Genomic DNA, 21,864 nt, shown 5'->3' with positions numbered 1-21,864 from the left:
GAGTCGCGCGTCCGTTTTTCTGAGGTTCCGAAGTGGCGGTCCGGGAAATGGTTCCCGGACCGGCCTGTTTACGCTTACTGCGGCAGCTTGTCGTCCACACCCTGGACGTACCAGTTCATGCCCAGGATCGCACCGTCATCGAGGGCGACGCCATCTTCCGCCGCGACCGAACCGTCCTGTTTGGTGATCGGGCCGGTGAAAGGCTCCCAACCGCCCTTGATTTTGGCTTCGGTGGCTTCCGCCATCTCGGCCACGTCTTCCGGCAGGTTGGTGTAGGGCGCCATCACGACGTGGCCTTCGGCAAGACCGTCCCAGGTGCTTTCGGATTTCCAGGTTCCGTCGAGAACTTCCTGAACGCGCTCGATGTAGTAGGGAGCCCAGTCATCGATGATCGCGGTGTATTGAGCGTCCTTGGCGAAGTTGATCATGTCGGACGCCTGACCGAACCCGTGAGCGCCCCGCTCCTGGGCAACCTGCAGCGGGGCCGTGGAATCGGTGTGCTGGGTGATGATGTCGGCGCCCTGGTCAACGAGCGCCTTGGCGGCATCCGCTTCCTTGCCCGGATCGAACCAGGTATTGACCCAGACGACTTTCAGCTTGAAGTCCGGATTGACCGACTGCGCGCCGAGCAGGAAGGCGTTGATTCCGGCGACAACTTCGGGAATCGGGAAGGAGGCGATGTAGCCGGCGACACCGGTCTTGGACTGTTTTGCGGCAATCTGACCGATGATGTAGCGGCCCTGGTGGAACTTGGAATTGTAGGTTGCGACATTGTCGGCAGTCTTGTAGCCCGTCGCGTGCTCGAATTTCACGTCCGGAAACTTCTTGGCGACCTTGAGCGTCTGGTTCATGTAGCCGAAGGAGGTCGTGAAGATGATGTTGCAGCCTTCGCGGGCGAACCGTTCGATGGCGCGTTCGGCATCCGGACCTTCCGGAACGCTTTCCAGATAGGCGGTCTCGACCTTGTCGCCAAATTGTTCCTCAACGGCAAGACGGCCCTGATCGTGCTGGTAGGACCAGCCGAAGTCGCCAATCGGTCCGACATAGATAAAGCACGCCTTGACATCGGCAGCACTCGCCGCGGACCCGGCGGCCACGATGGCGAAAGCGGCGACGGTTGCTTTCAAAAGAGATTTCATTTGGTTCATTCCCCTCTTGTTTAAACTTTGTATTGCGATCAGATGATGAGTCCGTTCCCGGATCGCTGCGGGATGTGGACTTGACCGGCCACCGGGTGGTTTACCGGTCTGGAACAAACGGCTTGCCAAGACAGGCCGGTGTGTTGACCAGCGTCAGTCTGCGGTTTGCCGAGATGAGCACAAGGACCAGGATCGTCGCAAGATACGGCAGGCTGGAGAGCAGTTGCGACGGGATATTCACCATCTCGTGGGCCTGGGCATGAAGATTGAGGACACTTACGGCGCCGAACAGGTAGGCACCGGCAACCACGCGCAGCGGCAGCCACGATGAAAACACCACCAGTGCAAGCGCGATCCAGCCCCTGCCCGCGGTCATGTTTTCCACCCATTGCGGCGTATAGGCGAGCGACATGTATGCTCCGGCAAGGCCTGCGCAGGCTCCGCCGAAGAGCACCGCCAGAAACCGCACCTTGAGCACGGAATAGCCGAGCGCGTGCGCGGAGGTGTGATTGTCGCCGACAGCGCGCAGGACCAGGCCGAGACGGGTCCTGAACAGCGTATAAGCGACAGCGGCCACCAGGGCGAAACCGAGATAGACGATCGCGTCCTGCTGAAAGAAGACCGGACCGATGAACGGAATGTCCGACAGGCCGGGAATATACAGGCTGGGGATTCTCAATCCGGGCACGCCGATGAAGGCCTCTCCGATCAGGCCGGAAAAGCCGATGCCGAGTATGGTCAGGGCCAGACCGGTTGCCACCTGATTGGCCACCAGGAACAGGACGAGGAAACCGAACAGCGCCGACATCGCCATTCCCGCGGCAACCGCCGCGACCACGCCGAGCGTGCCGGAGCCGGTCTGGTTGGCAACCGCGAAGCCGACGACCGCGCCCATGATCATCATGCCTTCAACGCCAAGGTTCAGGACGCCGGAGCGTTCGACGACCAGTTCGCCGACAGCTGCGATCAACAGCGGTGTCGCCGCCGTTATCACGGTGAGAAGAACGGCTTCAAACATGGGAGGCCTCCCCTGCCGGCGCATGATGCGAGACGAACCGTATGCGGTAGAGGATCAGCGTGTCGCAGGCGAGAACGAAGAACAGCAGCAAGCCCTGGATCACGCTTGCGATCTTGTTGGACACTCCCATGGCCGATTGCACGGCCTCACCGCCGATATAGGAAAGCGCCAGCACAAATCCGGCAATAATGATGCCGATCGGGTTCAACCGTCCCAGAAAGGCGACAATGATCGCGGTGAAGCCGTAACCTGGCGAAATGGTCGGAAGAAGCTGGTTGAGCCCTCCGGACACCTCCATTGTGCCGGCAAGGCCCGCGAGACCGCCCGCCAGGGCGAAGGCGAACAGCGTCAGGCGTTTCGCGGAGAAACCGGCAAAGCTACCTGCGCGCGGGCTTTCGCCCATGACCCTGATCTCGAAGCCCTTGAGTGTTTTCGCCAGGACGACCGCCAGAATAAGCGCAATGACGATGGTGATCGGCGTCGACAGGCTCATGGTGCCGCCAAAGACGTTCGGCACGATCGCGGCGTCGGAAAAAAGCCTCGATTCCGGGAAGTTGTAGCCATCGGGATCGCGCCAGGGGCCGCGCACCAGATAATCCAGGATCAGGCTTGCCACATAGACAAGCATCAGGCTGGTCAGGATTTCGTTGGTATTGAACCAGTTCTTGAGCACGGCCGGGATCAGCGCCCACAGGGCACCGCCAACGGCACCGAATATCAGCATGAGCGGCAGGGTGGCGCCGGATTCGAACTCGGGAAACAGTACGGGCAGCGCCGAGCCGAACAGGGCCCCGACGACGAATTGGCCTTCCGCGCCGATGTTCCAGTTGTTGGAGAGATAGCAGACGGCCAGTCCGCAGCCGATCAGCACCAGAGGCGTTGCCTTGGCAATCGTTGCCTGCAGGGACCATTGCTGTGTGAGGGGTTCGACAAAGAACTTGTAGAGACCGACAAGCGGGTTGTGACCGGAAACCGCGAAGATGATTGCCGCCGCCAGGGCGGTCAGGCCGATGGCGATCACGGGCGACAGCAACGCCATTGTCTTGCTGCGTTCTTTTCTCTTGACCAGTTCCAGGCGCATCAGGCCACCTCTCCTTGCGCTTCGGCGCCACCAGCCATGAGAAGGCCGACACGCTCCCGGTTCATTTCTTCCGCGGGATCGGCGGCGGACAGGTAACCTCTTGATATCACGGCGATCCGGTCGGCTATCTCGAAAATCTCGTCAAGATCCTGGCTGATCACCAGAACCGCGGAGCCCGATCTGGCCAGGTCGATCAGTGCCTGACGGATCAGGGCAGCCGCGCCCGCATCGACACCCCAGGTGGGCTGATTGACCACCAGCACTGCGGGCCGGCGGTCCAGTTCCCGGCCGACGACGAATTTTTGAAGATTTCCGCCCGACAGCGATCGCGCCTCCGGATCGTCATGGGACATGCGCACATCGAATTCCTGCTTGATGTGTTTTTCCAACGCATTCGCCCGGGCGGTCGACACGAAGCCGCCACCGGTGAGCCTGTCTCCCGTGGCGTGACGTGTCAGCACGATGTTCTGTGACAGTTTCAGGCCTGGCACGGCTCCATGGCCGAGACGTTCCTCGGGCACGAAGGCCGCCTTCTGCCTGCGCCGCCAGGTGATGCTTCTGGAGCCGCAAGGCCTTCCGTCTATCCGGATCATCTCCTGGGCAACGGGCATTTCGCCCGAAATGGCGTCGAACAGTTCTCCCTGACCGTTTCCGGCAACGCCGGCAATCGCCACCACTTCGCCCGCATGAAGCTCAAGCGATATGCTGTTAAGCGCTGTTGCGAACGGGGTCGCCGCTTTTGCGGAGAGGTTGCTCAAGCCGAGCCGGATCTCGCCAATCCGCGGTTTCTGGGCACCGGCGCTGACGGACGCCACGTCGGCCCCGACCATCATGCTGGCAAGAGTCGCCGGGGTTTCTTTCGCCGGATTGCATTCGCTCACCACCTTGCCGTGGCGAAGAATGGTCGCGTGATGACAGATCCGTTTCACTTCTTCCAGCCTGTGGCTGATGTAAAGCACTGCGCAGCCTTCGCTCGCCAGGCGCTGCAGGGTCAAAAACAGCAGATCCGCTTCCTGCGGCGTCAGAACGGACGTGGGTTCATCCATGATGATGAGCTGCGGCTCCTGGAGAAGGCAGCGAACGATCTCGATGCGCTGGCGGATGCCGACTGGCAGATCCGCGACGATATCGGCAGGATTGAGCGGCAGACCGTAGTCAACCGAAACGGACTCAATCCGCTTTGCCAGCTCCGCCATCTTGCCCGGGTCCGGCAGGGCAAGCGCGATGTTCTCGACAACAGTCAGGGCTTCGAACAGCGAAAAATGCTGAAAGACCATACCGATGCCAAGTTCACGCGCCGCAGCCGGATTTCCGATAGCAACCTGTTTCCCCCGCCACAGGATTTCGCCGCCATCCGGTTCCAGGGAGCCGTAAAACATCTTGACCAGCGTGGACTTTCCCGCGCCGTTTTCACCCAGAAGGGCATGGATCTCGCCTTTGTTGATGACAAGATCCACCTTGTCATTGGCAAGAATGTCGCCGAAGCGTTTGGTCAGACCTCTAGCGTCCAGCAGCGTGTCCATTCCGGATCTCGTTTGCTGAACCATATGGCTGTCTGCCTCTGAAAGGATTGTTTCTGCCACGCCGCCCCCCGAGCGCCTGCCGCTTTATTGACCAATTGGTATATTTTGTGCAAGCCCCTTGCCTGCCGCGGCTTGTTGATTACCGGCCTCGTCCCGTTCAAGAAGTTCGACGGCAATGCCGGCGGCAATTGCAGCCGGATGTTTTGATTTTATTGCCGAAATTCCAACGGGACAGACCATTCTTGAGATAAGTGAGCCGTCTAACCCTCTCGATTTAAGACGCTTCTGGAACCTGGCGCGCTTGGTTCTGGAGCCGATGACGCCGCAATAGGCGAACCTTTGCTGAAGCAAGGCGCGTGCCATGATTTCTTCATCAAGCGCGTGGGAATGGGTCAGCGCCAGCACGAACGCTCCGTCGGGTGCCTGATCCAGAAGCGATGGCGGTTCGGGAAGGCTGACTTTTTTGACATTGGCCGGAACCGGGCCGGGAAACTGTTCCGCCCGGCTGTCGATCCAGGTAACGGAAAAAGGCAAGGGAGCGAGCGCCAGAACAAGTGCCTTGCCGACATGGCCGGCTCCGAAAAGATACAGCGGACGGAGGTTCGCGCCGAAGCGTTCGGTAAGCAGACGCGCACCGGTTTGCGGGTCTGTCTCGATTTTGAAGACATCGTCCGGAACTGTCTCGACAATCCGCCGGTTCAGTGAACCGCTGGATTCAAGTCTTGCAACGGTTGCAAATGCCGTTCCTTCCGCTTCCCTGCCCGCCAGAAATTCGGCCGTTTTCAGGGATTGCGGTGTGAGCACTTCAATGGCGAGTTCGGCGCGCCCTCCACAGCACTGGCCAAGATCGGGTCCAAGGGAAACCGACTGCAGACTATACGCGGCCTCTCCTGTCCTGGCGGCTTGAGCAGCGCGCCGGATGGCCTCGAATTCCAGGGTTCCGCCGCCGATCGTGCCGTGAAAGGTTGACAGCGGTCCGACGACCATGCGCGCGCCAGCTTCCCGAGGGGTTGAGCCTTCGGCCCGGGCAACAGTAACGAGAGCACAGGCCTTGCCGTGCTTCAGGCTATCCGCGATGTACCCCCAGATCTTCACTGCGTCCCTTTCCTCCTACGCATATCCTGGACCGCTTTCATGATCGCTTCGGGCGTTGCGGGCGCGTCAAGGGCCGGCACCTCGCCCGGATTGAGACTGGCGACCGCGTCATTGACGGCGCAGAACACCGAATTTGCAAGCATGACAGGCGGTTCGCCGACCGCCTTCGACCGGTAAACGGTCGCCTGCGGATTGCCGTCGCTCTCGTAGAGATCGACCCTGAAATCCTCCGGCACATCGGACGCGGTCGGGATCTTGTAGGTTGACGGAGCATGGGTGCGCAGGTGGCCCTTTTCGTCCCAGACCAGCTCTTCCGTCGTCAACCAGCCCATGCCCTGAACGAAACCGCCCTCAATCTGGCCAAGATCGATGGCCGGATTGAGCGAGTGGCCGACATCGTGAAGGATATCCACCCGGTCGACACTCATCTCGCCGGTCATGGTGTCGATGGTGACTTCGGAGCAGGCGCCGCCATAGGCGAAATAAAAGAACGGCCGGCCGGTGACGCTGTCCCTGTCCCAGGTAATCCCCGGGGTGGCGTAGAAACCGGCATGCGACAACTGAATCCGTGCGGCGAAGGCCTGTTTTGCAATTGCCGCCAGAGGAAATGCCTCTCCGCCGACGAGCACCTTGTTGTCGCCAAAATGGATCGCTTCCGGTCCGCATTGGTACTGTTCACGGATGTAGGTGATCAGCCGTTCCTTGATTTCCCGTGCGGCCTTGCGGGCGGCCATGGCGTTGAGATCCGTGCCCGAGGAGGCGGCCGTCGGGGCGGTGTTGGGGACTTTCGACGTGTTGGTTGCCGTGATGCGGACCTTGTCGAGCGTCACTCCGAATTCCTCGGCGACGACCTGGGCGACTTTCTGGTTGAGTCCCTGTCCCATTTCCGTACCGCCGTGGTTCAGGTGGATCGAGCCATCCGTATAAAGATGCACGAGCGCCCCGGCCTGATTGAGCTGTTTCAAGGTGAAGGAAATGCCGAATTTCACAGGCGTAAGGGCCAGGCCTTTCTTGAGGACGGCGTTTTGCGAGTTGAACCTCGCCACCTCTTCGCGCCGGGTCCAGTAATCGGAGCTTTTCTCCAGTTTCTCAACGAGGTCGAGCATGAGCTCGTGCTCTTCCACCGGCATGCCGTATGGCGTGAGGTTGTGCTCCGCGTCGTAGAAGTTCAGCTTGCGGATTTCGAGCGGGTCCCTGCCCGTTTGGATGGCGATGGCGTCGATCATCCGCTCCGCCGCCAACATGCCCTGCGGCCCGCCGAACCCCCGGAAGGCGGTGTTGGAACAGGTGTCGGTGCGCAATCGACGCGACCGGATCAACGCATCCGGGTAGAAATAGCTGGAATCGGCATGGAACATCGTGCGGTCGTTGACGCCGAGCGAAAGATCGGCTGAATAACCGCAGCGCGCCAGAAACTGGATGTCCACGGCGCGGATCTTGCCCGTCCCGTCATGTCCGACCTTCCACTCGACTTTGAAATCGTGCCGCTTGCCGGTCATGATCATGTCGTCGTCCCGGTCGAGACGCATCTTGCAGGCTCTGCCGGTCTTTTGCGCGGCAAGCGCCGCAAGGGCGGCCCATTGATTGGCCTGGGACTCCTTGCCGCCGAAGCCGCCCCCCATACGGCGCACTTCCGCCGTCACCGCCGCGTCCGGCACGCCGAGTACCTTGGCGACGGTATGCTGGATCTCCGTCGGATGCTGGGTGGAAGAATAGACGAGCATGCCGCCGTCTTCCTGCGGCAGGGCCATGGCGATCTGGCCTTCGAGATAAAAATGCTCCTGCCCGCCGATATACATGGTCCCGGAGAGCACTTCCTCCGACGCGGGCATGCCTGTTTCCGGAGATCCGCGGCGGAACTGATAGTCCGGCATGACCGTGGTATCGGCATCCATTGCGTCGTCAGGGGTCAGGATCGGGGTGCTCGGTGTGACCTCTATTTTCGCCTTCAGTGCGGCTTTACGTGCGGCTTCGCGGGTCTCGCCGACAACCGCGAACACCACCTGGCCGTGGAAGAGGATTTCCTCCTCCGCCAGAACCGGATCGTCGCCGAAGGCCGAGGAACAGTCGTTGATCCCGCGTATGTCGGCGACGGTCAGAACCTCAACCACGCCCGGCGCCGATTTGACATCCTCCAGACCGACGGATTGAAGACTGCCGCGCACAGCATCTTTCGCCCAGCCCGGCACCACATGCAGTGTTCCGACCGGTTCCACCATGTCGTCGATATATTCGGCGGTACCGCGCACGTGCTTTTCCGCGCTGTCATGCGGCAGCGCCTTGCGGACCTGTTTCAGAGGACCTGCCAGATCGAGGTGCTCAAGCGGCGCGGTCATGGCCTGCCTCCCGCTTTGCCAGAACGCGGATGTCTTCCGGCGCCGTTCCGCTGATTTCCATCAGCGCTTTGGCCAGAAGCGCTCTCGCTGTTTCCATGCGGTATTCCGCACTGGCCCGCATGTCGCTCAAGGGCGTGAAATCGCTCAGCAGAGCCTGCATTCCTTCGCCCCAGGTGGACGGGTCGTCCATCAGGGCGCCGGTCAGCGCGATCTCCGCGCCCGCGGCCCGCTTGGGTATGCCTGCCATTCCGCCGTAGGCAATGCGCGCTTCGCGGATCACTCCGTTCTCCAGGGTGAAACGGAACGCGCCCATGACCGAGGAGATATCCTGATCGAAACGCTTGGTGATCTTGTAGCAGCGGAAAGTCTGATTGCCGGAAAGGCGCGGCACGAACAGGCCGGTGACGAATTCACCCTGTTTGCGGTCCTGCTTGCCGTAGTCGATGAAAAACTCTTCCAGCGGCAGCGCGCGGGATCCGTCGATTGTCTGCAGTTCCAGAGTGCTCCCAAGGGCGATCAGGGCCGGCGGCGTATCGCCGATCGGTGAGCCGTTGGCGATGTTGCCACCAACCGTTCCGGAAGCCCTAACCTGTTTGGAGCCGATGCGTTTCCAGAGCTCACCAAGATCGGCAGACAGGTCGCTCATGGCCTCTTCGCTTGCCTGATAGCTGGCCGTGGCGCCGATCAGGACGCCGGAAGGGCTGCTTTCCACCCTGTCGAGACCCTCGATGCGGCCAAGCCAGATCATTTTCGGCAGGTCGCGCAGCTGCTTGGTGATCCACAAGCCGACATCGGTCGCACCGGCCACAAGCGTTGCGTCGGGATGCTGGCCGTAGAGAGCCGCAAGGCCGTCCAGCGTCGACGGCGAGGCAAAGAAACGCTCGCTGTCGCCGATGAAAACGTCCCTGCTGTCCGCAAGCGACTGAAGCTTTTCGCGGGTTTCGTTGGCGCGCCAGGAGAAGGCGTCGTCGGCGGCATCGAAACAGGCCTCGAGAGCCGCTTCCACGATGGGGCGGTAACCGGTGCACCGGCACAGATTGCCGGCCAGCCACTCGGTGACGGTCTTTCTGGATTTCTCCGCCCCTTCCGAATGATAGAGCGTGAAGAGGGTCATGATGAAACCCGGTGTACAGAAACCGCATTGCGAGCCGTGGCAGGCAACCATGGCGGATTGAACCGGATGCAGCTTGTTGTCGCTCGACAGATCCTCGACGGTCACCAGTTGGGCGCCGTCGATCATACCCAGCAGCTGTATGCAACTGTTCACGGGCTGATAGACCGGTTTTCCATCGACAAGCCGGCCGAGCGCCACGGTGCAGGCGCCGCAATCGCCTTCGCCGCATCCTTCCTTCGTTCCCGTCTCGCGGCGGCGAAGTCTCAGGTAGTCGAGAACAGTATCGGTCGGGCCGACATCTTCCAGTTCGACGATGTCACCACCCTTGAGGAAGCGTATGGTTTCGCGCATGGCTCAGCTTCCCCGGTAGGTTGAATAGCTGAAGGGAGACAGCAGCAAAGGTACATGATAGTGGCCGTCGGCTTCCGCCATGCCGAACCGGATCGGTATCACGTCCAGGAACAAAGGGTCGGGCAAGGTCTGGCAGGTCCGTCGCAGATAATCGCCTGCGAAAAAGCGCAATTCGTAAGTGCCGGTCGCGAACGCGGAGCCGTCGAGGATCGCGCGGTCGACCCTGCCGTCATCGTTGGTCTCGTGAGCGGAGATCAATTCGGGCGCAGTTCCCTGAGACCAGAGTTCGATTTTCAAACCCCTGGCCGGCCTGCCGAGTGCGGTGTCCAGAACGTGCGTCGTCAAACGACCCATATGGTTTTCTCCCTCGTGCGGCCAGGGCATCTTGGTTGCGTTCTATTGAACGCCGACACGATGCACTATCGCCTTAAATCCGATCAGCTTTCAGGCCTCAAATCGAATCCGATTGGAGGTCCGTTGATATAGCGCCGCAAAACTGACGCAAAAAATGTGCCTTAAAAAACCGTAGAACCAAAGCGCTCATTTGAGAGCTTTATGATGCCTATTTGGCATCAAGTAAGGGAAGATGGTCTTTCAAGGCGTACACGGCATGGTCAAAAAACATGCCCGGGGCCAAAGCCAACGCGCGTAAAGAAGAGGTTACCACACACAGACGGTCGGCCTGAAGGGGCGCATCCGACAAGGGTTTGAAAACCAGCGCGCCGGCGGCCAGATCGTCCTCGCAGCCAATACGGGTCTGAAAGCCGATCACATCCTCCTCCCGGGCCAGAGCGCGCATCAGGCGCAGGGAGTTGGCCTCCACATAGGTTCGCGATGCCCCCGGTATCCGGGCGCGGACCACATCAATGCGGGTGCGCAGGGAAAGTCCCTCCGCCGGAAGGGCGACCGGGAATTTCAGGCAATCCTGCAGGCTGAGCGCTTTTTCTCCGGCCAGCGGATGATCGGGCGACATCAGGGCGCCGATCACGAGATCATGCTGGAAGGCGATTGTCAGGGCCGAAGTTTCGGGCGGGTCGAATGTGAAACCGACATCCGCCTCGGCTGCCCCGACCTTGCGGGCGGCTTCCCTGGAGGAGGATACGGAGACGTTGACATGAATACCCGGATAGCTTTTTCGGAAGCTGCTTATGATCGCCGGCAGAAGCTTCTCCGCGACACTCTCGACCGAGGCAATTGAAACCGTGCCCCTGCGCAGACCTTTCAGGGCATCGAGTTCGGCCACAGTTCCCTCGAAATCGGAATAGGTCCGCCGAATATGGGCAAGCAGCAGTTCTCCCGCCTGCGAGAGCTGCAGCCGGCGTCCGACCCTGTCGAAGAGCTGCAGGCCGAGGGCCTCCTCAAGCCACAGGACCTGCCGGTTGACGGCCGAGGAGGCAACATTCAGCTCTCGCGAGGCGGCGCGGATCGAACCGGCCTCGGCGACGGCCAGGAAGTAGCGCATGGCCGGCGTATAGAGATTGCGGGAGAGATCCTGGGCCCGGCCGGAGCGCATGTCTCCTGGTCCGCCTTAAGGTATCAAGACCGTGGTGCCGGTGGTCTTGCGGCCTTCCAGATCCTGATGGGCCTGAACGGCATCCGCGAGCCGGTATTCCTGATTGACCTCGATCCTGACGATCCCCTTTTCGACCACGTCGAAGAGTTCTCCGGCGGTGTGTTCCAGGGCTTCACGGGTGGCGATGTAGGTGAAGAGCGTCGGCCGGGTCGCGTATAGAGACCCCTTTTGAGCCAGCAAAGCGAGATTGAAGTCGGTGATCGGACCGGAGGACTGGCCAAAGCAGACCCAGAGGCCACGCGGCTTCAGGCAGTCGAGCGACCCGGGAAAGGTGTCCTTGCCGACGGAATCGTAAACGACGTCGCAGCCTTTGCCGCCGGTGATCTCTTTCACCCGTTCGGCGAAATTTTCCGTCCGGTAGTTGATCATGTGCCGGTAGCCGTGTGCCTTGGCGAGTTCGATCTTTTCGTCCGATCCCGCCGTGCCGATGACAGTTGCACCCAGATGCGCCGCCCACTGACCGGCGATCAGGCCGACCCCGCCGGCTGCCGCGTGAAACAGAAGCGTCGTCTGCGGTCCGACCTGAAACGTCTGTCTCAGGAGAAATTGGGCGGTCATGCCTTTCAGCATCATGCCGGCCGCTGTCTTGTCGTCGATTGCGTCCGGAAGGATCACAAGCTTGTCGGCGGGAACGATGCGCTCCTGCGCGTAAGCTCCGAACGGGCCTGCATAGGCCACCCTGTCGCCCGGTTTCAGATGCGTGACGCCTTCTCCGATTGTCTGTACGACCCCTGCCCCTTCATTGCCGGGACTGAACGGCGTTCCGTTTGGCGCGGGATAGAGGCCCGTGCGGAAATAGACATCGATGAAATTCAGTCCGACGGCGGTCTGACGGATGCGGACCTCGCCGGGGCCGGGTTCGCCGACGTCAATCTGTTCCCAGCGCATCGCGTCCGGGCCACCGGTTTCGTGTACACGGATTGCATGAACCATTTAATCCTCCGCGGCAGGAACTGCCGTTAGCTGTTGTCCGTCTTGCCGTGGTTTCGTTTGGCAAGAACATTAATGATTTCAACGCCCGCCGAAAAGGCCATGGCGAAGTAGATGTAACCGCGCGGAATGTGGAAGCCCAGCCCGTCCGCGATCAGCGCCACACCGATGAGAAGCAGGAAGGACAGGGCCAGCATCTTGGTGGTCGGATGTTTCTGGATAAACGTGACGACCGGTCCGGAGGCGATATACATCACGATCATCGCCAGAACCACGGCGGCGACCATTACCTCGATATGCTCGGCCATGCCGATCGCGGTGATGATGGAATCGACGGAAAAAACAAGATCGATGACGATGATCTGCGCGATGACCGCCGCAAAACCCATTTTGACGTCGCGCGGAGACCCACCCTCATCTTCTCCCTCTATGCCGTTGTGGATTTCGTGGGTGGCCTTGAAGAGCAGGAACAGGCCGCCGGCGATCAGGATCGCGTCGCGCCAGGAAAACGCGTGATCGGCCAGAGTGAAAAGCGGAGCCGTCAAACCCACGAGCCAGGACAGGACGGACAACAGCGCGATGCGGAAGACAAGCGCCAGCGTGAGGCCGATCTGCCGCGCCCGGTGCGCCATCGCGGCCGGGAGGCGTGAGACGATAACCGAGATGAAGACGATATTGTCGATGCCGAGCACGATTTCCATGACCGTCAAGGTCACGAGACTTGCCCAGATCTGTGGATCCGTTACCCAGGCCAGCATGGCTACCTCTGATGATGTGACAGGTCAGCAGAAAATCAGTCAACCCGGTCGAGCAGCTGCTGTACAGCGGAAACCGAGAACAAATACAGGCTAGCGGCCGTGAATATCAGCGCGGAAAGACCGTTTAGTGACATTTCGTTCAGTATTGCGAAGGCGGCAAGGCCCATCCAGAGCAAGGTGACCGGAAGGGTTACCATCCGCCAGCGGCGAACGCGGACCGGATGAACGAAACGGACGGGCGCGAAGGTCAAGGCGCAGCACAGAAGCACGAAGGCGATCGTGAAGCCTTCGGAGGGCGACAGTACCATCAGACCGAATACGGCCATATTCCAGCCCGCCGGAAAGCCCTTGAAGGATCCGTCCGGCGTTTTCATGCCGTTGTCGGCAAAATAAAGAGCGCCTGTAAAGACGACGAGCCCGCCGCAAATCCAGTTCCAGGGCTGAGACAGCATCAGGCTCCAGGACAACGCGAAGGCCGGCAGGAACACATAGGTTGCGTAATCGATGACAAAATCGAGAGACGCTCCCGACCAGCGGGGCAGACGTTCGGCGATATTGTACCGCCTGGCGAGCGGACCATCTATCCCGTCGACGAAAAAAGCCAGACCAAGCCAGGCGAACATTTCCCACCACCGCCCCTGTGCTCCCGCGAGCAGAGCAACCAGGGCGATCGGCGCGCCGGAAGCAGTCAGGATATGGATCAGGAACAGGACAGGCTCCGGCGCCTCTTTGCCTGGCGTAATATCTGTCACGGGGTTTCCCTATTTATAAGCCAGGACGCGGTTCAGCTTTCAACAGCGCCCGGATCGATTGATTCATTTCCCCGCCCAGCGAATTCACAGGTGCCGGGACAATCATTTATTGCAATCGTATGACAGTGTGAACCGAAAAAACAGTCCTGCTCCCTATTCAGAGGGAAACGCGGGCAAAAACTTCTCGGACGGCGGTCAGGCAGGGGCTGAGGCCAGCAGCACGGTAGCCGCCAGAAATCCTGCCCAAAGAATCAGGACAACACCGATTGCCGCTGGAAAGATCCGGCTGGGAAAGGTTTTTTCCAGCGCCATGACGCCGCCAAGCAAGGCGATCCAGACGATATTCATCAGACCGACGGCGAACATCACCGTCATCACGGCCCAGCAGCAGCCAAGGCATGCCCGGCCCTGGATCACGCCTTCCCTGAAGCCGGAGAGCAGCGTTCCGAGATCCTGCCCGGTACCGCCAACCCAGTGGGGATACCAGCAACGGCGCAGGCAGGCCTGTTTGGCTGGAGTGAACTGGTAAAGGCCTGCAACAAAAAGAACCGACGTCGTCAACGCCAGGCTCACCGGGGCCATCATCGCGGACATGGCGCCAAATGAAAAAAGCAGCCACTGAGCGAGCGTTGCCACAAGCGCATAGGCAAGCCAGACAGACAGATAGCCCAACGTTGCCGACACAACAGGCAGGGCCGACGCGAGGCCGCTGCCGCCATGAGCGGACATGCGGGCCGAATAGGATCGCAACATGGGCACCGCCGTCGGCAGCATCATTGCCATGGCCATCATGGCCCACATCAGGAATATCTTGCCGAGACCCGCAAGGGTCATCTCCGTTCCCGGCATGCCGAATGTCGCGCCGGCGGGAAGACAGAGGACTGCGAGAGCCGCGCGGGCTTCCGCCGACAGGTCCCTGAAAAGATTGAACCGGTTGAGAACGCCCATGCCCGGACCGGCCTCGCTCATGTCCATGACCGGGACCATGTCGGCAATCATCGCGATCAGGTAAGCCCATCCACTGATGGACAAGACAGTGACAAACGCCAGAACCAGCGGCCATGCGCGGCCGCCGGCATCCCTGCGTGCACTACTGTCGTTGTTTTGCGGGCTGGAAACATGGGTCATATCGAAAAGAGTTTCGCTTCGCCGGATTGATCCTGTCAATCGAGTAGCCGTATTGGCCCGTAAAGGAATTGATATTGGTCATCATGTCCGGGTGCCCCACATACCAGGGCACGGGCCTGCAAATGCGGCTGCGTGCTTTGGTCCCGTTGCAAATGCGCCGCAAAAAGACAATCACTTGCAGATTGACGCGTTGATCCGGTTGGAACCATGCCAAAGACAAAACAGACGAAAGTGTACGATATTGCCGTGGTGGGGGGTGGCCCTTCGGGCCGCATCGCCGCCCTGAGCTTTGCCAAAAGCGGGTTTTCCACGGTTCTGGTGGCATCGGCCGGTTCCGGTCAGGATGGCCGGACAACGGCGTTGTGGCAGAAATCCATCTCGCTGCTTGAGGAAATCGGCGTCTGGCCGCAAATAAAGGAAAACGCCGCACAGCTCCGCAAAATGCGGATGATTGACGATACCGGCCGTCTGATCCGGGCTCCGGAAGTGGTTTTCGACAGTGCTGAACTTGACCTCGAAGAGTTTGGTTTCAATATCTTGAACAGTAATCTTAATGCTGTTCTTGAAGATTTTTGCGGATCGGCGAAGAACCTCACTCTTGTCGATGGCACCGTGGCAAAAGTGGACTTTCACCCGGAAAGCGCTGTCCTGCATGCCGCGGCTGGCGAAACCATTGAAGCGCGCCTCGTCGTTGCGGCTGACGGCCGCAATTCGCTTGTTCGCGAAGCGGCGTGCATAGAGGTCAGGCACTGGTCCTATCCCCAGGCAGCCCTTGTGGTCAATCTGGAGCATGGTCTGCCTCATCACAATATTTCCACCGAGTTCCACACGCCAAGCGGTCCCTTCACGCTCGTTCCCCTGCCCGGCCGGCAATCCTCCCTGGTTTGCGTTGAAAGCGTTGAAGGCGCTACGCGCCTGATGGAAATGAAGGACCCCCTTCTCGAAAGGGAACTGGAGCGGCGCGCCCATTCCATTCTGGGCAGTTTCAAACTTGCCTCGAAAGTGCAGAGTTTTCCGCTGTCGGGCCTCTCGGCAACGCGGCTGATTGCCGGCCGGGTGGCGCTCATCGGCGAAACCGCCCACGTCTTTCCGCCGATCGGCGCTCAGGGACTGAACCTGTCGCTCCGCGATATAGCCGATCTGGACAATGTGCTTTCGAAGGCCGCCCTGCGACAGCAGGATATCGGCGGCCATGAAGTGCTGAAAACCTATGAGGCAAATCGGAAGAACGATGTCCGCTCCAGAACACAGGCGGTGGATCTGTTGAACCGGTCGCTCCTTACCGGCTTCCTGCCTGTGCAGCTTGCACGCGGCGCCGGCATGTATCTGGCCGGAAAGGTCGGCCCCTTCCGCAGACTGCTGATGCGCGAAGGCATGGCGCCGGGCAGCGGGTTCACCCTCAACAGGTAAATCCGCTGGTCGACCGGCAACATCATGCCTTCGCGGGTTTGCGTTTCCTGGAATGGTAGGTGAGCGCCATCGTGATCATCTGGCGCAATTCGTTTTCTGGAACCGGGTCAGAGAGCCTGAAATGAACGCTGCGGTCTCCACCGAAAACAAGATGCGGGAAGAGTGCGCGCCATTCCGAAACAAGCGAGGACTGGCAGTTCACATAAAGTGCATAGTCCCCCTTTTGCGACGTATCCCGGTCGATGCGGATCGTGGTTCCGGTTTTTGGTCTGGCGGTCAGAAAGCTCGGTTGTCCCCATTTCAGGGTTTCTTCAAGCTCACCAATCTCACCGTTATGCCGCGCGATGTCCCGGATCAGCCGCCGCAAATCCAGCAGAGCCTTTTTCAGGGCTTCGGGGTAGCTGTCCAGGACGGACTGAACATCGGGATCGGAAGTCATGCGCGGTGGTCCTGAAATTAGGTTGTCCGGACGGTTGCCGATCATAGCCGTCAACGCAGCGGCAGGAAACCGCTGGTCAGTGCCCAGATAAACGCCGTGACCGTGACGATGGATACCGCCGTGCCGAACAGAACGAAACTCGAGGCGCGCTGGACATAGGTTCCGTATTGCTGCGCGATGATAAAGACATTCGTGGCCGGCGGCAGGCATGCCATGAGCACGGCGGTCGCGATCCAGTTGGGATCGAAGCCGCCGAGCCAGGTCAACAGCAGGAATACCAGGATCGGGTGCAGGACAAGCTTGACGGACAGGACAAGCGGCAGTTCGAGCGGAATGCGGCCGACCGGTCGAAGGGCTATGCTCACACCCATGGCGAACAGCGCACAGGGCGCGGCGGCGCTGCTGAGATATCTGAGCATGGTATCGATCGCGGTTGGCGGCTGGAATTTCAGAGCGGCGGCAAGAACACCGGCAATGGTTGCCAGAATGAAGGGATGCGTAAAGATCCTGAACAAGATCTTCTTGAGCGTGCCCACAAAGGTTTCGTTCTCCGTTCCCGCGAGCGCCATGAGCAAGGGAGCCAGAATGAACATAAGGGCGTTGTCGAACGCCAGGATCAATGCGGTTGGCACTGTCGCCTGTTCTCCAAGGACAGCGAGCGTCAGGCCCGGGCCCATGTAACCGACGTTGGAATAGGCACCCGCGATCCCCAGGATTGTGGACTCGGCGATGCTTCCCCGTGTCGCCACGACACCGATGCAGAAGGAAATGGCAAAGACGATGTAGGTGGTGAACGTCGTCGCGCTGACGAAGGACAGGTTGGCCAGTTCCTCAAACGGCGTTTCGGACAGCAGCCGGAAGAACAGCGCAGGCAGGGCAAGGTAGACAACGAAGAAATTCATCCAGCTCAGGCCAGCTTCGGGCAGATTGCGGATTTTTCCCGCTCCGAATCCCAACAGGATCAATCCGAAAAACGGCAAGGCCAGTGTGATGACGTTCTGCATTCTACTTCCCAAGACAAGATAGGGTAATTCGTGTGAGAGGTTCGGTGTCCGTTATGGTGCTTGCTTCTTACGTCCTGCTTGGCTATGGGACGCTTTGCCGGCGGATTGGCGTAGCGATCCGCATTCCAATCAGGTCTGCGGGCGCATCGCAAGTGCGCTTTCCGGCGGACATGGTTGGAGTAAGCCTTTTCGCCGAAGAATGGCACAGAAGATGAAAGCGCCTGTTCCTGATGTCTCGGAAGAAAAGACAGCGTAACGCACCGAAACTGACCGCATTTCAGAATCGGGTGGAAGGTCTCGCCTTGAAGGTTGCGATCTGGCTCTTCCGCCTCATTCCGGTTGACGTTGCCTCATACCTGATGGGAACCCTGTGGCGCATGCTGGCGCCCTTTAACCCGCGCCACAAAAGGGCGCTGCGCCATCTCGAGGAAGCCCTGCCAGACCTGAGCGCGGAGGAACGCGAAGCCATCGTCCGGGGAATGTGGGAGAACCTTGGGCGGGTTACCGCCGAAACCTTTCACATCGACAGGTTGCTCCGTCAGCCGCAGCGGTTCGAGGCGGATGTCGACGAGATCACCACGCAAGTCCTCAACGGGGAACGCGCCTGTCTGTTTGTGTCCTTCCATAGCGGTAACTGGGAACTCCTCGTCCAGCCAGCGGTCGAAAAAGGAATCGCGATCACCGGCGTTTATCAGGCGCTGCGCAATCCCAAGGCCGACAAGGCGCTGCGCGCGCTCAGGCAGGATCTTTACAAAGGCGGATTGCTGTCCAAGGGACACCGGACAGCGCGAAAAATCCTCACCACGTTGAAAAACGGCGGTGTCGTCGCAATGATGGGGGATCTACGCGAAACGAGGGGAATTCAGGTACCGTTTTTTGGCCGGATGGCTTACGCCACGCCGGTACCCGCCTCCCTGGCAAGGTCCTGTAACGTTCCGATCGTTCTGGGCCGCGTCATTCGCAAAAAAGGCGTGAATTTCCGGATCGAAGGTCGCGCCATTTCTTTTCCCGTGACGGAAGACCGTCAGGCGGACATCGAAGCGGTTACGGCTCAAATTCATGCCATTTTTGAAAGCTGGATACGGGAATATCCCGAACAGTGGATGTGGATTCACAAGAAATGGGCCCCACCCGGCAAGACGTCCGCCCAGAAACAGGCCCGGCGGGCCGCCGCCGCTAATGTCGTCAATTCCCAAATTAGCGGACCGGATGCCGGAATTGAATGAGATTTCGCCTTTCGGCGCATAGTTGCGGCGCAACATAAGCGCTATAGATCTTTTTTCTTTAGCGGAGGATCTCGGATTCATGAAAACCCCAGGTGCGTTTTACAAACCGCTCGCCATTGGAGCACCGGCGCCTTTCCGGGAACCGCCCGTTTCCCTGGAACGCATGATCCATTTCGTACCGCCGCATATGGAGAAAATGCGTGCGAAAATACCCGACCTCATTCACAAGGTCGATGTGATCCTCGGCAATCTTGAAGACGCAATCCCCGCGGATGCCAAAACCGACGCACGCGCCGGCTTTATTCAGATGGCCAAAGACAATGATTTCGGCGAAACCGGTCTTTGGACCCGGGTGAACTGCCTTAACAGTCCCTGGTTTCTCGACGATCTCCTGGAAATCGTCCCGGCCGTCGGCGACAAGCTCGATGTCATCATGCTGCCCAAGGTCGAAGGTGTCTGGGACATTCATTATCTCGATCAGTTGCTGGCACAACTGGAAGCCCGCGCGGGACTTTCCCGGCCGATCATGATCCATGCGATCCTTGAGACGGCTGAGGGAGTGAAGAATGTCGAACAGATCGCCGCTGCAAGCCCACGCATGCACGGCATGAGCCTGGGTCCAGCGGACCTTGCCGCTTCGAGAGGCATGAAAACCACCCGTGTCGGCGGCGGGCATCCCGATTACGCGGTGCTGTCGGATGCCGATGGAACCGGCGCGCGTACAGCGTATCAGCAGGATCTCTGGCACTATACTGTCGGAAAGATGGTCGATGCCTGTCTGTCCTGCGGATTAAAACCCTTTTACGGACCCTTCGGGGATTTCTCCGACCCGGAAGCCTGCGAGAGCCAGTTCCGCAATGCCTTCCTGATGGGATGCCTCGGGGCCTGGTCGCTGCATCCGACGCAGATCGAAATCGCCAAGAAGGTCTTCTCTCCCGATCCGGCCGAGGTCGCCTTTGCCGCGAAGATACTGGAGGCCATGCCGGACGGCACGGGAGCGGTCATGATCGACGGGAAAATGCAGGACGATGCAACCTGGAAGCAAGCAAAGGTTATTGTTGATCTGGCTAAACTCGTGGCTTCCAAGGATTCGGAGCTTGCCGCCGTTTACGGTCTTTAGAAAATCTCAAGGCTCCGTGTTTAAAGTTTAATGTTGCAATGCTTGCAAGCGGGTCGTTGACACGCTATCCCGGCATTGCATGCAGTAGGCGGACGAGTAACCATGCGAACGGCAAAATTCAGAATTGGCCAGGTCGTCCGGCACCGGATTTACCCTTTCCGGGGTGTGATTTTCGATGTCGACCCGACTTTCAGCAACACGGAAGAATGGTGGGACGCTATCCCGGAAGACGTGCGCCCTCTTCGTGACCAGCCCTTCTACCACCTCCTCGCCGAAAACGAGGAGACGGAATATGTCGCCTATGTCAGCGAGCAGAACCTGGAACCGGACATAACCGGCGAACCGGTGCGTCATCCTCAGGTCGAAGAAATTTTTGAAGAACAGACCGATGGCTCGTATCTGCCGCGCAGCGTCGAGATCCATTAAAGAACCCGGCGCGAGATAGCCCGTCGCGCAGAGTGAACGCCGCGGAGTGCTCCCGCGGCGTCTTGAGGCCTGTCTGCGGCCTACAGCTTATGGCAGACGTCTGTTCCGCCGGGTGTCGTTATCGCGACGGAATCGCCTTTAGAATGGATGCTATAGCGACCATTGCTGTAAAGGGCCCCGGAACCTGATGGGACCTGATCAAGCCGGACTTTTTCCGGACTGTCGTAGCCGAACAGAAGATATCCATCGCCTTCGTTGTAATACGTCACATCAAGCGGAAGGCCCTCCGGACAGGTGTACTGAACATGGATGACGTTCGTGTCCGCCTGTGGAACGACGTCAGCGATTGCATTTGTAATGGCGTACAAGGGCGTTTTTTCCTGATTACCGATCCCGTACATGACCTGCTTTCGATGAAGGTCCAACTGCAATGAAACGTTGCGGGACGCATCGAAAAGATAAACCGACCACTCGTCTCTGTTTTGCTCCTGAAAACGGAAGGCGACCCGTCCCTGGTCATTCAGTTCTTCCCATTGGCCACCGCCAGCCTGCGAAAAGCTGCCGCCTGAATGGAAGACCTGGGAGGCATTGTAACCGTTGACCTGCATCTGCGCATTCGGCTGCGCAGGGGCGGCGTTCGTTGCCTGCCTGTTAGATGCGGGCTGCCGGGGCGCGCATACCTGGTAAATGGTCTGATAGGGCTTTTGCGAGCAGATAAGCCCGCCCCACTGATAGCCGGTCCGCCCGTTGCGATAACGGATCTGGAACCATTCGTAGCCATTCATCATAACGCCTGTCGCGTTGAGGATGAGGATACGATCGTTTTCGTACAGGCTGCCGACCTGCTGGTATTGCATGCCTGGACCGCTTCGGACCTTGCCGCCGTATGACTGGCCTTCCTGCGGAAAATCGACATCCGGCGAAGCAAGGGTTTGCGGAACTGGCAACAGGAATATCGCCAACGCGACAAAGACTGATAGACGTTTCATCAAATTTCCTACTTGTAACGCGCTATTGGAATTGGAAAAAAAGACAATAGAGTACCGGGCGCGAAGATTGAATTGCTGGATTACCAAATCAGTTTAAATTCGATTTCCTGTATTTCATATACAGGTGGTGATCAAAGGCCGGCCGACGAAATTGGATCCGCGCGCGCGGATTGTCCGTGAGCTGGCGTTCCGGCCAAGTCGTGTAACCGCGCGAGGCGGTCATCGAAAAGGCCGAGGCGCGGCATCACGATTGCACCTGACGTCCGACGTTTCGAATTTGCGCCAGTGCGCAACGACAAAGGCCGGAACGTTTGTTCCGGCCTTTCAGACTGCTGACAAACCCCTGGCGTTAGCCGGGGGTTTTTGATTCACTGGTTTCATGTTGAAGAAACCCGGCCCGGATCAGACAGCTCTCGAGATGGTGACGCTCGATCAGCTTGTCCCCACCGATC

At 59.4% G+C, this 21,864-nt stretch carries 20 protein-coding genes; 4 read left to right on the top strand and 16 right to left on the bottom strand.

Annotated elements, in window-relative coordinates; translation table 11 throughout:
• Positions 1-74: 74 nt before the first annotated feature.
• From CLV41_RS15765 to CLV41_RS15705, 13 genes are all read right to left on the bottom strand, one after another.
• Positions 75-1,139, bottom strand: a complete 1,065-nt coding sequence (locus tag CLV41_RS15765; RefSeq protein ID WP_103223394.1) for a BMP family ABC transporter substrate-binding protein — start codon at positions 1,137-1,139, stop codon at positions 75-77.
• 100 nt (positions 1,140-1,239) lie between these two features.
• Entirely contained in the window at positions 1,240-2,157 is a 918-nt protein-coding gene (locus CLV41_RS15760) for an ABC transporter permease (RefSeq protein WP_103223393.1), read from the bottom strand.
• Positions 2,150-3,238, bottom strand: coding sequence for an ABC transporter permease (locus tag CLV41_RS15755; RefSeq protein ID WP_103223392.1), 1,089 nt, complete (start codon positions 3,236-3,238; stop codon positions 2,150-2,152). The genes CLV41_RS15760 and CLV41_RS15755 overlap by 8 nt, the downstream gene beginning before the upstream one ends.
• The gene (locus CLV41_RS15750) at positions 3,238-4,785 is read right to left on the bottom strand and encodes an ABC transporter ATP-binding protein (protein ID WP_103223391.1); all 1,548 of its coding nucleotides are present in this window, start codon (positions 4,783-4,785) and stop codon (positions 3,238-3,240) included. The genes CLV41_RS15755 and CLV41_RS15750 overlap by 1 nt, the downstream gene beginning before the upstream one ends.
• A 60-nt stretch (positions 4,786-4,845) precedes the next feature.
• Entirely contained in the window at positions 4,846-5,856 is a 1,011-nt protein-coding gene (gene xdhC / locus CLV41_RS15745; RefSeq protein WP_103223390.1) for a xanthine dehydrogenase accessory protein XdhC, read from the bottom strand.
• On the bottom strand, positions 5,853-8,192 hold the full coding sequence (xdhB, locus tag CLV41_RS15740) for a xanthine dehydrogenase molybdopterin binding subunit (protein WP_103223389.1): 2,340 nt from the start codon (positions 8,190-8,192) through the stop codon (positions 5,853-5,855). The genes xdhC and xdhB overlap by 4 nt, the downstream gene beginning before the upstream one ends.
• Entirely contained in the window at positions 8,176-9,657 is a 1,482-nt protein-coding gene (gene xdhA, locus CLV41_RS15735; RefSeq protein WP_103223388.1) for a xanthine dehydrogenase small subunit, read from the bottom strand. The genes xdhB and xdhA overlap by 17 nt, the downstream gene beginning before the upstream one ends.
• A gap of 3 nt (positions 9,658-9,660) precedes the next feature.
• Positions 9,661-10,011: a hydroxyisourate hydrolase gene (gene uraH, locus CLV41_RS15730; RefSeq protein WP_103223387.1), complete on the bottom strand. Its 351-nt coding sequence runs from the start codon at positions 10,009-10,011 to the stop codon at positions 9,661-9,663.
• Between the two features lie 208 nt (positions 10,012-10,219).
• Positions 10,220-11,170 (bottom strand): LysR family transcriptional regulator, encoded by a 951-nt coding sequence (locus tag CLV41_RS15725; RefSeq protein WP_103223386.1) that lies wholly within the window; start codon positions 11,168-11,170, stop codon positions 10,220-10,222.
• A gap of 15 nt (positions 11,171-11,185) precedes the next feature.
• The gene (locus tag CLV41_RS15720) at positions 11,186-12,163 is read right to left on the bottom strand and encodes a quinone oxidoreductase family protein (protein ID WP_103223385.1); all 978 of its coding nucleotides are present in this window, start codon (positions 12,161-12,163) and stop codon (positions 11,186-11,188) included.
• Positions 12,164-12,189: 26 nt separating this feature from the next.
• Entirely contained in the window at positions 12,190-12,918 is a 729-nt protein-coding gene (locus CLV41_RS15715; RefSeq protein ID WP_103223384.1) for a TerC family protein, read from the bottom strand.
• A 35-nt stretch (positions 12,919-12,953) separates the two neighbouring features.
• Entirely contained in the window at positions 12,954-13,670 is a 717-nt protein-coding gene (locus tag CLV41_RS15710) for a CDP-alcohol phosphatidyltransferase family protein (protein ID WP_103223383.1), read from the bottom strand.
• A gap of 195 nt (positions 13,671-13,865) precedes the next feature.
• Positions 13,866-14,798, bottom strand: a complete 933-nt coding sequence (locus CLV41_RS15705) for a DUF2182 domain-containing protein (RefSeq protein ID WP_103223382.1) — start codon at positions 14,796-14,798, stop codon at positions 13,866-13,868.
• Positions 14,799-15,005: 207 nt separating this feature from the next.
• Here CLV41_RS15705 and CLV41_RS15700 point away from each other — a divergent pair, with 207 nt between their 5' ends.
• Complete coding sequence (locus tag CLV41_RS15700) at positions 15,006-16,208, top strand: UbiH/UbiF family hydroxylase (protein WP_103223381.1); 1,203 nt, start codon at positions 15,006-15,008, stop codon at positions 16,206-16,208.
• A 22-nt stretch (positions 16,209-16,230) separates the two neighbouring features.
• On the opposite strand, the gene CLV41_RS15695 is transcribed toward CLV41_RS15700, so the two are convergent.
• Both CLV41_RS15695 and CLV41_RS15690 read right to left on the bottom strand, forming a co-directional pair.
• On the bottom strand, positions 16,231-16,647 hold the full coding sequence (locus tag CLV41_RS15695; protein WP_103223380.1) for a DUF1801 domain-containing protein: 417 nt from the start codon (positions 16,645-16,647) through the stop codon (positions 16,231-16,233).
• A 50-nt stretch (positions 16,648-16,697) separates the two neighbouring features.
• A complete protein-coding gene (locus tag CLV41_RS15690) occupies positions 16,698-17,651 on the bottom strand; it encodes an AEC family transporter (RefSeq protein ID WP_103223379.1) in 954 nt (317 codons plus the stop codon).
• Between the two features lie 230 nt (positions 17,652-17,881).
• Between CLV41_RS15690 and CLV41_RS15685 the strand changes: the two genes are divergently transcribed.
• From CLV41_RS15685 to hspQ, 3 genes are all read left to right on the top strand, one after another.
• Entirely contained in the window at positions 17,882-18,877 is a 996-nt protein-coding gene (locus CLV41_RS15685) for a lysophospholipid acyltransferase family protein (protein ID WP_103223378.1), read from the top strand.
• Between the two features lie 79 nt (positions 18,878-18,956).
• The gene (locus tag CLV41_RS15680; RefSeq protein ID WP_103223377.1) at positions 18,957-19,997 is read left to right on the top strand and encodes an HpcH/HpaI aldolase/citrate lyase family protein; all 1,041 of its coding nucleotides are present in this window, start codon (positions 18,957-18,959) and stop codon (positions 19,995-19,997) included.
• A 102-nt stretch (positions 19,998-20,099) separates the two neighbouring features.
• On the top strand, positions 20,100-20,423 hold the full coding sequence (gene hspQ, locus CLV41_RS15675; RefSeq protein ID WP_103223376.1) for a heat shock protein HspQ: 324 nt from the start codon (positions 20,100-20,102) through the stop codon (positions 20,421-20,423).
• A gap of 80 nt (positions 20,424-20,503) precedes the next feature.
• Here the strand turns inward: hspQ and CLV41_RS15670 are convergent, their stop codons facing one another.
• The gene (locus CLV41_RS15670; RefSeq protein WP_103223375.1) at positions 20,504-21,412 is read right to left on the bottom strand and encodes an MliC family protein; all 909 of its coding nucleotides are present in this window, start codon (positions 21,410-21,412) and stop codon (positions 20,504-20,506) included.
• Positions 21,413-21,864: the final 452 nt, after the last annotated feature.

The sequence above is a fragment of the Roseibium marinum genome, from assembly GCF_002906165.1.
Taxonomy (GTDB): domain Bacteria; phylum Pseudomonadota; class Alphaproteobacteria; order Rhizobiales; family Stappiaceae; genus Roseibium; species Roseibium marinum.
Note: the sequence above shows the minus strand (reverse complement) of the source record. Positions and strands in the feature narration are given on the sequence as shown.